This is a genomic window from Seonamhaeicola sp. S2-3, from assembly GCF_001971785.1.
Lineage (GTDB): Bacteria > Bacteroidota > Bacteroidia > Flavobacteriales > Flavobacteriaceae > Seonamhaeicola.
In genome coordinates this window covers 3,210,024-3,224,808 of record NZ_CP019389.1, presented here as the reverse complement: position 1 = coordinate 3,224,808, position 14,785 = coordinate 3,210,024, and the positions used below count along the sequence as shown (strand labels likewise).

The 14,785-nt window shown below is 34.2% G+C and carries 4 protein-coding genes; all 4 read right to left on the bottom strand.

Annotated features, from left to right (window positions below; all coding sequences use genetic code 11):
- Positions 1–8 precede the first annotated feature (8 nt).
- Entirely contained in the window at positions 9–4,925 is a 4,917-nt protein-coding gene (locus tag BWZ22_RS14040; protein WP_076701049.1) for a T9SS type B sorting domain-containing protein, read from the bottom strand.
- Positions 4,907–10,432, bottom strand: coding sequence for a DUF11 domain-containing protein (locus tag BWZ22_RS14035; RefSeq protein ID WP_076701046.1), 5,526 nt, complete (start codon positions 10,430–10,432; stop codon positions 4,907–4,909). The genes BWZ22_RS14040 and BWZ22_RS14035 overlap by 19 nt, the downstream gene beginning before the upstream one ends.
- Before the next feature lie 363 nt (positions 10,433–10,795).
- Positions 10,796–13,339: a PorP/SprF family type IX secretion system membrane protein gene (locus tag BWZ22_RS14030; protein WP_076701044.1), complete on the bottom strand. Its 2,544-nt coding sequence runs from the start codon at positions 13,337–13,339 to the stop codon at positions 10,796–10,798.
- A 1-nt stretch (position 13,340) separates the two neighbouring features.
- Positions 13,341–14,771, bottom strand: a complete 1,431-nt coding sequence (locus tag BWZ22_RS14025) for a gliding motility-associated C-terminal domain-containing protein (RefSeq protein ID WP_076701041.1) — start codon at positions 14,769–14,771, stop codon at positions 13,341–13,343.
- Positions 14,772–14,785: the final 14 nt, after the last annotated feature.

The following is a 14,785-nucleotide window of genomic DNA, read 5'->3' as shown; positions in this document are numbered from 1 at the left end:
TATTTTAACTACCTATATAATGTAAAGTGTCCTACAAAACTTCTCTTATCTTTATCATCATTTAATTTTACAATATACCAGTAGTCTCCAGTTGGTAATTCTTTTCCGTTATAAGTACCATCCCATTTTTCATTTACACGAAGCGTAGCAACTTTACGTCCGTATCTATCAAAAATATCAAAGGTTAAATCTTTATATTGAGATGTACAACCAGGACCCCATGTATCTAAATTTCCATCGCCATTTGGAGTGAAATAATTGGTTATACATACATCTATAAACTCAAAGTATCTTGACGCGGTAGCTACACATCCATTACTATCTGTAACTGATACTGTATATTCTCCAGATTCGTAAATAACAAATGTTCCTGTATCTCCATAAGGTTCAAAATCAACTTCATTTACACGCTGAATAGCATATTCATAATCTCCAGAACCACCACTAGCTTGTGCTACTATTTCATTAATACCACCATCACTTAAAGCTATTTCTAATGGATTGTACTGGTTAACATCAAAGTAAACTACTTGTTCACAGCCATTGGTATGTCTAACTGTTATAGATTGATTTAATCCAGCAGGAACATCAATAAACATGTTATTGCTTTGGAAATTAATGCCATCTAAAGAGTAATCTACATCTGCAGGATCTACACTAGAATCTACAGTAACAGTTACCGCATTACTTGTTGCATCTGCTACATCTGTACAATACTCTACTGTTACTTGAGGGTCTAATAATACCGATTCTGGGAAGGTTATATTCCATTCAGACTCACAACCTTCGGCATCAACAACATACACAATATGGTCTCCGCCACTTAATCCTGTAAAATCAAATACAGTTTGAGTTGCTCCACCTGTTATATAAGTTCCATTTATATCATCTAAAGCAACACTATAAGGTAAGGTACCGCCAGAAATTTCAATACTAAACTCACCATTCATATCTCCGTAACACATTTCTGGTAAAATAGAATTAGGCACTATATTAACCATAACAGGTGTTGGTTCATTAACAATGAAATCAAATAATACGTAGCAACCTAATTCATCTTGAACAATGGCTTGATAATTTCCAGGAGCTAAATCTTCAAAAATAGGCTCATCAAAAAACTGATTCATTTGAGGTGAAATAGCGTACTTTATAATTCCTGTACCTCCTGTAGCTATAATTTCTAAAATACCATTATTCTCCCCGTAACAAGTAACATCAGAAACTGTATAGGTTACTTGAAGAGGTAAACTAGGTTCTGTAATGCTAACTGATACTGAGGTAGCTAAACAATCATCACTTTGTACCATTACCTGATAATCTCCTGCTGGCAGTTCTGTGAAAACACCTGGGCTATTTTGGGTAACTGGAGTTATATCATTTCCAGACGTATCTTGAAGCGTGTAAACATAGTTACCTAAACCGCCTTCAGCTACAGCTACTATAACACCGGTAGTATCACCAGCACAATTAATTGTTGCGTTTTCAACATCTAAATTAACTTTTAATTCAGATATAGGTTCTACAGTAATTTCATTAGACACGTAAGCGGTACAACCATTAGTATCTCTAACATAATAAGCATACGTTCCATCTACAACGGGGATAGTTACAGATGATGTAAACGTTCCTAAAGAAGTAGAGAAAGAAGCATCAGTACTATATTCATAAGAACCAGAACCTCCAGTAGCACTTAAAGTAAGTTCAGCATCTGTAGTACAAGTTAATGGATCTGACTTAACCAAGGTAGCCTGCACTTCATTAGGCTCTGTAATTACTATATCTGCTGAAGTAGCGCTACAATTATAGCCATCGGTTACACTTACATTATAAGTACCTGCAACTAATCCATTGAATACAGGTGAGGTTTGTGGACCAGATGAACTAGCAGTTGGAGAAACCATATTTAATGTATAAGTATAGTTACTTCCTTGTCCGCCACTTGCATTTGCTGTTATTTGTCCATTAGAATCTCCAAAACAAGTTAATGCCACTACATCTGGATTGAGTGTTACCGAAATAGGTGGTGGATTTACTAAACTTACGTTAGTAGATGCAATACAACCTTTATAATCTCTTACACTTACCACATAATCTCCTGCCGATAAATTTGTGAAATAATACTGATCACTAAAAGCAGTTATTATAGTTCCGCTTGTAAGCTCTAATTGGTATTGGTAACCACCAGGCCAACCACCAGTAGCACTTGCAGTAATAGATCCATCATTATAGCTACTTACACAAGTAATTTCGGTATGAGTTTCTGTTATATCCAGTGCTGCTGTTGGAGCTGTGATAGTAAAGTTTTTAGTAACTGTACAGAATGGTGCATTGGTTAAAACAGCCTCTATTGAATAGGTTCCAGCAGCTAAACCTGTAATAGTGGTAGGACCTGCATTTGGTACTACACCTGTGGTTACAGTATTTCCTAAATTATCATACACGGTATAACTAAATGGTCCTGCTTCATCTGTTGGTGTAGGCGTTCTATCTATAAACGTAACATCAACACTTCCATCATTATCATTAAAACAAGTTACATCTACAACTGAGTCTATATTAAGGTCGAAAGTATTTGGCTCATTAACATAATGCACTGTTTGAAGCGAACAATTTGTATCTAAATTGGTTACCGAAATTGAATAATTACCAATTGGCAAGCCTGTAAATATACCTGTTGTATTGGTTTGGCTGTAAACAGTTCCTATTGCACCGGTAGCATCAATATCTTCAACTATAAATTCTAAATTAGTTGGCGTTGGACCAGTAGTTGTTACTGATACGGTTATATCTTCGTCATTATTACAAGTTATAGCATTATCTACTGTAACATTTAAACTTTCTAAAGATGTAAAAGATGTAATAATTTCTGTTGTAGTTCCTAAACAACCGTTGTCATCATATACATTTATAGTGTAAGTACCTCCAGATAAATCAGCTTCGGTGTATGTAGTTTGTGAACCAGACTGAACAATTGTACCACCTTTTATAAATTCATAATTTACATAATTACCAGATCCACCGCTTACACTAGTTACACTAATGGAAGCATAATTTGGTGCATTTACACCAGCAGAACAAGCATATTCAACCACTGAAGTTGCGTCTATAGATATCGCGTTTGGCTCGTTAATTGTAACCATTTCAGTAGCAGAACAATTTCTACCAGAAGTTACCTGTACGGTATAAGTTCCTGGACTTAATCCTTCAAAAATATTTGATGTTTGAGGAGCTACCGTTATAGGTGCAATTATTTCATAAGTATAAATTGGGTTATCATTACTTGCTGGTAAATTAACGGTAATACTTCCATCACTACTTCCGTTACAGCTTACATCGGTTGCTACAGGAGTAAATACCACAGGTGTTGGTAAATCTAACGTTACATCAACATCTGCATAACACAATGTATTAGTATCATTAACTCTAACTGTATAAGTGCCTGCTGCAAGCCCTGTAAATGTATTTGACACTTGAGCACCAGCTGTTATTGGTCCTGATATAATTTCATAGGTAAAACTACCTGTACCTCCTACTGCGGTTACAGAAATTTGTCCGTCATTATTCAAACAACTAGGTAAAACATCAATAGTTGGTGTTATACCTAAAGGCTTTTCAATAGTAACAGACACATTATTACCACAACCATTGGCATCCTGAACCTCTATGGTGTGCGTTCCTGATGATAGGTTAGTTATGGTATATGGGAAAGTTACCGTTTGGTACGCTCCACCATCAACACGCAATCTATATGGAGGGATACCTACTGTAGTTAAGGTAACATCAATTTCAAAATCACCTTCTGTTGCAGTACATTGGTTACTTACTGCAGCAGCAATTACTGGTGTTGGATCATTATTTAATATTTGAGCTGATGTCGTTTTAATACAACCGTAAGCATCCATGACATGTACATAATAGGTACCAGCATCTACATTAAACGTACTAGCCGAATCCCATAAAGCATCTGAAGGTAACGGTTGGGTTGATGTAGTTGTAATTTGATACACATACGGTGGTGTACCATCGGTAGCTATCGCCGAAATTACTCCCGAATTTGGATTACAATTGGCATTTTTATCTACAGATGCCGTAATACCTAAATCTATAGCAGATTCGGTAATATTAAAAGGTGTTTGTGTAACAACACTACAGCCTTCATTTGTGGCGCCTGCATCTTCTGTTACCAAAATAATGTAGTTGCCAAATGGTAATAATCCTAAGTCGGTTACCGATAGTGTTCCATTAGCAGGTACAGTACCTGATCCAGAAACACCAATACTTGCTAAAGACTGTGAATCTAATACCTCATAAGTTACATCGGTAACTGTTGGGTATGTACTTGTAATATCAAAACTTACCATACCATCAGCACTTCCTTTACAAGTAATGTTTTTAGGTACTACCGAATTTACCGTTAAGGTAGAGTTGGTTGGTATTGGGGTTGTTGCTGTTTCGTAATAATAACATTTAGTTGTATCATCATAGACAATAAAGGTATAAGTTACCCCGGGTATTAAACCTGTAAATGTAGTATGTTCTGGAGTATCTTCGGGTTGCCATTCTGGTCCAGGGTAAGTCATTCCTGGTCCTGTGTAAATAGCAAAGTAATAAGGCCCTGATCCTGCCAAGGGTGTTCCTATACTAACTTCTGCTGTTCCTTTTAAAGTACAATCGGCTGTTGCATCTATACTAATATCTAAATCATCTGGTGGTGATGCTACTAATATGTTTTGCTCTAATAATGAACAACCGTTGGCATCAGTAATAATAACTTCGTACAAACCAAAATCTACTACTTCAAAAACCTGTGTACTACCATCTTGATTGGTTCTTATGTTATTATAACCATTAATACCTGTTACATGATACGTGTAATTAGGGGTACCTCCAGTAACACTATTAATAATTATATCTCCTTTAGACACTCCCCTGCACCACAAGTAATTGGAGTAACATCATAATCTAGAACCATAGAAGTTGGTTCTGAAATTGTTATGGTTTCAGTATCTGTACATGATTTAGCATCGGTTAAAGTAACAGTATAATCTCCCGCAGGTAAACTTGTGGTTTGAGTACCATAATCTGTTCCTGTGGTGTTATTATAAACATTTATTGTAAATGGAGGGGTACCTACACTATTATCTATATTAACTTGAATAGCTGCATCACTACCGCCATTACATAATATAGATTGGGTTTCTACAACCGAAATAATATCCGGATAACTTATAGGGTTAACCGTATTCACAGCAGATAAAGCTGTACAACCTTGGGCATCTGTAATGCGGAATTGGTATGCTCCGTCACTAGCTGATGAATACGTAAAAGAACTTCCTATACTTCCTAGTGAAGTAAATGCAGAACCATTTATTGCAACTTCATAAGTATAAGGCGGATAACCTCCTGATATTGTTCCTGTAATTACAGCATCTGATGAAGCAGTACAATCTAGATCTTTTGTTAAAACAGTACTTACCAGTAACTGTTCTGCTATAACTTCTGTTGGAAGTGTAAATGTACAGCCATTAGCATCTCTAACGGTTATATCGTAGTTTCCTGGAGTTAAATTAGCAAAGATATTACTAGATACAAATGGACTACCATTTAAACTATACTCATAGGGTGCCAAACCTCCACTAGCTAATACTTCAAGTGTAGCTCCATTAACTGTATCATAACATTTATCTGATGATGTTTGAATAGTAGCTGTTGGATTTGTTGGAGTTGTTATATTAATGGGTGTTGACTCAGCGGTACATCCATTAGCATCTGTAACTCTTACTACATAATTACCAGTTGATACATTAGTTAAAACACCATTTGATGGGAAACTTGCTACGAAATTTAATGTGGCTTCATCTAACAATTCAAAAGAATAATTTGGTGTTCCTCCAGTAGCTGTAGCTTCAATAATTGCACCATCTGAACAAGTTGCTGGTGTTACAGTTGTGTTTACTTCTAAAAGAGAAGGTGATGTAATATTTTGTGTGAAACTAAAATCACAGCCTACAGAAGTAGCATCATAACGTACTTGAACGTTATAAGTACCAGTACCTAAGCCTGTAATAGTATATGGCGATGTTGTTAATGTAGTCCAATTAGCACCACCATCTATAGAATATTGATAACCGTTTGTTGTATCGAAATTTTGAGCTGAAATTTCAATAGTTCCATCTGTGTTACCTTCACAAGTTGTATCACTATATCCAATTATTTCTGCAGAAAAAGCTTTACCAGGTTCTACTACAAAAGGAAATTCTACTTCTGTTGTACAAACTGCTGGAAGTTGATAAACTTTAATATCATCAATAGCTACATCATTACCACTTGTTTGTTGTACGTTTGATCTTACAATAAACTTTAAGGTAGTATTAGATCCTGGATCTAAAGTCATTGGGGTTTTAGGATACACTTCCCATTGTTCAGATTTTGGTATTGCTCCAGTGTCAAATGAAGATATTTCTTTACCAGAAGCATCAACTAAAGCCACTGTTAAATTAGGGTCATATTGACCATTAGTTGACTTAAGCAAGTTGAAGGCATAGAACTCAAAATTAATGGGTTGATTGGGTATAATATCATTAATCTCTTTTTCATACAAAATTTCTGTTGCAGGAATTGTAGACCCAATATTTACAACCAAGAACCTTCCATCTGGTGTTGCTGGAGTAGTTGGAGGTGTGTGATCTCCTGGGTCTATCCATGCTCCAAACGGTTGTACAATATGTGCTGTTACCGAATAATCTCCATCATTAATACTAATACTTCCTCTACATTTTGTTGCTTCAACTTGGCGCTCAAAACAATAATACGTTGGATTTATACCCGGAGATGATGTGTCTTCTCCATAACCAAAATTCTCATACAACAAATTACTATATGTAGGTACATCAGTCAAAGTGTATTCTACTTTAATAGTATGATCTCCATCTGGCACGTTTAAAAAGGTAGTAGGATCTGAGGTATTAGGGTTTTCTACACCATCTAAATAATACCTATAAGTATATGATGCACTACCATTAGAGTTATTAACAGTAACGGTAGTATTAGCTGTTCCGTCACAATTAAAATCTGGATCATCTACTGTTATGGTTGGAGACACTGGTTCTGGATCTAAAATAATTTCGGGCATAGCATAAATACATCCATTAGAATCCCTTATATACAAGGTATAAGTACCTGGCATTACATCAGCTTCATTGGTTGTTACCCAAGTTGCTTGATTATCAAAACTATACTCGTAAGGTGGCGTTCCTCCTTGTGGATTGGTAATACGAACGGTACCTTCGCCAGATGGACCGCAACCCGCTAATCGTGATACTCCGCTTGTAGCGGTTACAGCTGCATCTGGTTGTGTTATGGTTATATCTTGAGTAGTACTAAAACACTCTACTCCATCTAATGAATATTTTATTCCAGCTGTGTAAACACCTACATCTAAATTTGAAAATGTTGGTGAACTACTGTATGTGGTACCTCCGTCTATAGTATACTCTATGGAATAACCATTACCATTAGTGACATTAAATTGAATTTCACCAGTATTTGAATTATAACATAAAATATCTGATGAGGCAATAGTAAAGTCTGGAGTTTCAATTTCCTCTACTGTAATTGATGTTTCAGCAGAACAGTTGTTAGAATCTACAACCGTTATATTATAGGTTCCTGCTGTAGATACATCTATAATTGGTGTACTTTGAAATGCTGTAGTACTATTAATAAAGTAGTAATAAGGAGCTGTTCCTCCTTCAGGATACACAGTAATTTCACCATTTGTACATGTTAAAGGTTGCGTTAAAGCAGCAGTAACTGTTAATAAAGGCGGTTCAATAATATCTACAGTTCCTGTATAGTCACAACCATCTTCTGTTGAAACTTCAACTGTATAGGTTCCTGGATTTAAATTTTCAAACGTATAATTATTTTCTGTAATTGGCCCTACATTACTAACAAGTGTAGCACCTTCATAAATTGAAAAGTAATATTGTGGTTCAACATCATTAGCTGCTAAAACAATACTTCCTAAATCGCCATAACATAGAGGTTGTAAAACAGTTGTTGATACTGTAAAATTTCGTTCTCTTATTTGAACGTCCGGTACTTCAAAAATACATGGATTTGGTGATACCCCAATTTGTCTTACATACACAGAATAAATACCTGCTGTTGTTACTTCAAAAGTATTACTAGTTTGATAATTTACGCCATCAATACTATACTCATAACCACTTGGTACACCACCTACAACAATTTCGCCTGGTGTTGTACAAATAATATCTTTAGAAGTTGCCGTTGGCTCTAATAAGTTTTCATAAACATTAAAATAGTATTGATTAAAACAACCTCCTGTATAGTTTAGTGTTAACCTGTATTGTCCAACGGTATCTATAGTGTAATCAGGACCTGTTTCAACTTGAATCCATGAACAAGCAGGATCTTCGTTAGCACAATCTTGATTTATTACTGCAGAACAACTCGTTTCATCTAATCGTTCCCAAATCATTGATGAGGTATCTGTAATTCCTGTCTCAATAACTCTTACATCATTATCGCCACATAAGAAGAAATTTGGTAATTCTTTCCCATCATTAGGACAAGTAACTACCTGATCTGCAAATGGAATTACAGGGTTAGGAACTCCAGCTCCGTAGGTTATAACATCAAAAACTTGATCTATAGATTGACACGGTGCTGTAGCTGTATTATGTACGTAATACGTACCAACTTCAGTTACTGTAATAGATTGTGTGTTTCCAATAACGGGCGTTCCTGTAGGGCTTGTAGACCATGTGTAGGAATCATAATTATCGCCTGCGGTTAATACTACACTATCACCACATAAAATTACTTCTTCTCTAAATTCACAATCAATATCTGCTAAGAAATTAGTAGCACCAGGACTTATTAAACACCCTGTGTTAGTATTAAAACTTGGATCATCTGAAATTTCAAAAAAAGGATTTAAAGTACCATTATATTTACTATAAGCCTGGTTTTCAATTATGTTGTCACAAGCGTCATTTAACAAACTACAGGTTTGTACTACCGTTACTTTAAACCTAATTTCTTGAACCGGATCATTTACTTCTACAACAGAATCATCTACTTCAAAAACAATTTCTCTTGTTGTAGGGTCATAACTCTGTACTGAAACTCCCGGTGGTAAACTAACTATATCTGAAGGGTAATTAAAAACAATATTTACAGGTAGAATATCTCTTATTGTTAAATTGGTTGCATTATCATTACCTGTATTTTGAAAACCAATCACATAATTTAATTCATCTCCTAAACTAACCAATTCGCCACCAATATCATTACCAGCTGTATCTTCAACTATTTTTGTAAGTACAATATTAGGTTCTATTATATCGACTGCAAGTGCGAAAAAATATGGAAAATAAGTATCTCCGCTAGTCTCTAAACGAACAGTTGCTGAAGTAGAGTTATTTGCAATAACACTGTTTCCTGGGTTTGGCACCACCATAACACCTGTGTCAAAACCAAGAGTGTTTGTACTATTAGGATTTCTATTAGTAACAGGGGTAGCATCAAGTTGTGTTACAGAACTATTGAAAAAATTAGTAGCTGGCCTATCTGCTGCAGATAGGTTGTAACCATTAAGTAGTAACTGATCTCCTAAAATACGCTTATCTCCTTCTAATGTAGCAAAAGCAAAATTTGCTCTAACTGGTGTAGGAGCAGGAACCGTTCTAAATCCAGAAACTGGAATATCTAAGTTAGGGTTTTCAGATAGACTAATAGCACTAAACCCATCAAAACTAGTTATTGACTTACCTGGTAAAGTTGGGTCTTCATAAACTATAAACAAAGACCAACCAGCCGAATGTCCTGTCCCGTTATATGGATTATAACTACTAGTTCTACCTTCGGCACTAGAAACATTGGCAACCGTATAAGTTCCTAAATTATTAGCTAAACTCGTTACAATACTAGTTACATCTGCATAACATGCGTATGGATAGCTATCACCACCATCAACAGATGTTCCACTAGCATCAAAAACTACAGTTCCTACAATATCATGATAACCTCCTGTAGGTCCTTTTAGTTTTACATTAGTAATTGGTTCATCTCCTGGGTTAACAGCACTCCAGTATAAACCTGCATGTACTATTTTGTAACAACTTGGATTTGCTATTTCCAAATCTGCACTTGAAGAACTAAAAGTAGAAGGGTCTCCATCAATATCAATATAACGCATGTTTTGATTATGATTGTAAGCATAATTATTATTAAATGCGTTATTGCTTGGACCAAGGATATTGTTTCCTATTAAAACAATATCTCCTTTTAAATCTTGATTAAATCTTGGTGAGAAGGGAACAAAGTTTTGTGCAAACAATTGCGTACCCAACAACAAAAATACAACAACAATGTTATAAGTTACATAAGTAGTTTTTTTCATGGGTGGTTATTTTAGTATCTAATTTTAGGGGCATTAAAAAAGATATTTTAGCTATTGCTTTAACCAAATCTATATTTGTAAGTATAATATTTCAAGTTATTATTTCAACCATTAAAATATACTTTTTAACGACGTAAATATCGTAAATTTTTTCTTAACAATGAAAGTGTTTTTAATATTTTTATGCATTTCATCGATAAACAATGTTAATTAATCATTTTTTACATAAAAAACCATAAGATTTAAACTACAAAAATATTTCTTAACCCTTATTGTAAAAGAAATTCATAATTATTGTATTTTGAATAAAAAAAATCCAACAACAATAGTTATTGGATTTTAAGATTTATTAAGACAACTTTATTAATTTTCTATTTTAACAATAGACATTTTGGCATTGTAAGGTTCATTTCCTTTAGATTGTAGTAAGCGTTGTGCTTCCTCAATATTATCAAATTTACTATAATAAATAAAGTATTTATTGGTATTTACATCAAAGAAGAACTCTATATCTTTTCTACCCATAGACACAACTTTTCTTAAAAATTCATCACGTTTAGCCTCATTTTCATGGATTGCAATTACCATATAATATCCGCTTTCTGCATTTGTTACATTTTTAACAATTTGAATATTGTCATTTGGTTCATCACCAAAATCAAAATCATCTTCTGTAAATACTAAATTAGATGGCTGTGCAAACTTTTTAATTGAAGCTAAAGTGGTGCTATCTTTCTTATATCTATCTTGTTGATTATCATAAGCTGCACGTTTAATTCTACGTTTTCTTTCAAACTCTGTAGCCACTTTAATTGTTTCTAACGAATTTTCTAATTCTGCTTTAGCTTTTATTGCTTGTAATTGTTGCGCTTTTAATTTTTCTATAGCTTTAGAATATTTGATATTTAATGCATCATTATCATCTTTAACTTTACGTTTTCTGGTAATGTACACCGCTTCTAATTCTTCTATTTTTATTCTTTGCTCTTCAATTACTTTATCTAATTGTTCTTTTAAAGCTTCTATTTCAGCGTTTTCTGCTGTTACACTTTTAAATGGTTTAGGCTCTACATAAATACCTTGTTCACTTAAATCATTTTCTTGTTTTAAGTCGTCTAAATCTTTTTGTTTTATAGCAACTTTTTCTGCTAATTTATCCATTAATTCAGATTGTTGTTTTTTAGATTCTTTAGCAGACTCATTTATTTTATTTATTGAATTAATTGTTTCTTGATCTAAATCTGATGTGATTTCAATTAAATTTTCTTCGTTAGCTTTTCTTTCAGTCTCAAGTTTTGCAGCTGCTTCTGCTTCTGCCTTCAATCTAGCTTCCTCCCTAGCTTTAGCTTCGGCTGCTAGTCTTTGAGCTTCTTGTTCTGCTTTAATTCTGTCTGCCTCTTCTTTAGCTTTTCTTTCAGTCTCAAGTTTTGCAGCTGCTTCTGCTTCTGCCTTCAATCTAGCTTCCTCCCTAGCTTTAGCTTCGGCTGCTAGTCTTTGAGCTTCTTGTTCTGCTTTAATTCTGTCTGCCTCTTCTTTAGCTTTTCTCTCAGCTTCAAGTTTTGCAGCAGCTTCTGCTTCAGCCTTCAATCTAGCTTCCTCCCTAGCTTTTGCCTCCGCCGCTTGTCTTTGAGCTTCTTGTTCTGCTTTAATTCTAGCTGCTTCTTCTTTAGCTTTTCTTTCAGCTTCAAGTTTCTCAGCAGTTTCTACATTTTCACTTGTCTCTACAACATCTTTTGCTTCTTCTTTATTGTTGTTTTCTTCTGTATTTACTGCTAAGGCTTCTTGTTCTGCTTTTCTTAAACGTTCAGCTTCTTGACGTGCTAGACGTTTTTCTTCTAAGGCTTGCTTTCTTTTTTCTATTTCTTCTGCTTTCAATCGAGCAGCTTCTTCTCTATCTACTTTTGGTTTTGAGCTAGAAGCACGATTTGCTATGGTTCGTTTTTTTCTTTTTGGTGTGAAGACTGACTTTTCTTCATCATCTCCATTATATAAATACCTGTTGTTATTTTTAAATCTATAGGCAATGGTGAATTCATGAGAATTACCAAAACCTGACAATTCACCAACAGATTGCTCATAATTATATTCTACTGCAATTTGTTCTGTAATATTAATACCTACTCCTGCAGATGCACCGTATAATGTGTTATATCCAACTTGTCCCCATATACCTTTTGGTATTGTTAACATAGCAAGACCAGAAAGAACTGTGGTTTCTTTTTTAAATTCTGAACGAATTAAAGTTGAAAATTTACTTTCATCAAGAAAACCACGGCTATCCATATAACCCGTATACATAATATGAGCTTGGTAACTTTGCTCTGGATTGTCTTCTATTATTTTTGAAGCACTTAAATTATATGACACCAGATTATTAACTGAAAAACCAAAATCAAAAAAAGCGGTACCGTAATTAATACCTGGATTTACTGTTAATAGCGTGTTTTTAGGAATATTTTGAAGTGCGGGATCTTGAAAATTAGTTACAACATTACCTTCGTTTATACTACTCTGATAAGCTCCTACATTCAACCCAAAAGTTAAGTTGCTATCTCTGTCTAAAACTGCGTTATAGGCAAAGTTTAGCATACCACCAAATACAGTTTGCACTCCGTAATTTTGTTGAAATAAACCAATTCCGGCACCTATATTTTCTTTAAATCTTCCTGAATAACTAAATAAATACGATTGTGGCGCATCATCAAACTGCACCCACTGTCTTTTATTTGTAAAACTTATATACTTATTCTGTTCTCTAACAAAACTAAATGTTGGATTTACAGCATATTTATTAAATTTTAAAGAATTTCTTATAGGTAAATCTATAGCTACAACCCCATTATCTTGTGAGTGAGAGGTTTGCGCTAAGCATAAAAACAAAATCAGGTATAGTAGATTTTTATTCATGTCATTTGATCACCGTAATTGATCCTTTACGTGTTTGGTTATTTGGGGTTGTTATTATATAATAGTAAACTGGGTTTACATCTTTAAAACTTAAGTTTTCTGGCCAATTATTTTGATAATTATTGGTATTAAGCACAATTTTACCTTGCGGACTTATAATCATAACTTGAGTATCTGTTCCACTTGTATATTCTTGTGGAATAATCCAAGTATCATTAATACCATCTCCATTAGGACTTATTAAATTTGGTATTTTGGCTACATCTGGAAATTGTTCTGTAACGCTAAATGTAAATTCTTTAGTTGATAAACAACCTACATTTTGAGTAATTACCACACTGTAATTACCAGATTCTGAAATTTCATAACTGTTTGATGTGGCTCCTGATATTAAGACCCCATCTTTAAACCATTCATATGTTGGGGTTATTGCTGATGTAGTAACTGTAGCAATTAACGTTTCTCCTTCTTCTAAATCATTTACATCTTCAACATCTATACTACTTGTAAAGCCACTATTCTCTAAATCTATTGAAGCTGTAGCACTACATTCTCCTAAATTTACAATAACAGAATATGTACCACTTTCATTGGTTTCATACATTTGTTCTGTAGCATCATTAATAGGTTCTCCATCTTTAAACCATTTATAACTATCTCCTTTTATAGTACTTAAAACTGTAGGTCCATTTGTATGACAATAAGGGTTTCCTAAAGAAGAATTAATGGTAACAGTTGTTTCACTAGATATTGCTTCTGTAACTGTAACTCTATTAGAGAACGAATTTGAAGTACAAGAACCATAGTTGGTCTCAACAAAATAAGTACCTGCCTCTGTAACTTCTAAACTTTCACCAGAAGCAACGAAAACCGAAGTTGTTTCGCTAGTTTCTTTATACCAATTAAAAGTTAGTGATGGATACTGTAATGGAGAATCGTTCATTTCTCCTCCTGGATTATCAATAGTTAATAAATAACTACCTCCAGAGCAAAAAATAGCAGTTTCTATTAAATTATTAATGGTAAATGGGGAATCTTGAATTTTATAATAAGCTGGAAAAGGGTCAGACCCGCTACTAGTTGCTTCGGGAGATGTACTTTTAATTCTAATTTTATAAGCTTCACCTGCTGTATCGGTTGGCAATGAAAAATTTAATGTTGCTGGAGAAGTGGTTATACTTCCTGCAGCTGATGTGTATATGGTAGTGGGATTTGAAAAATCTCCTGTTTCATCAGAAAGTTCTATAATAAATTGGTTTGAACTAGTTAAACTAGATTCTGGTGTAAATGAAAATGTAACATTATAACTATTAAATGAAGCACTAGCGCAGGCTTGAGTATAACCTAAATTAGGTTTACTAATAACAATTTGTGCTTGGGCTTTAACAGTTAGTGAACAAATAAAAACCGCTATAAGTATAATTTTTTTCATTAGATAACTTTCTG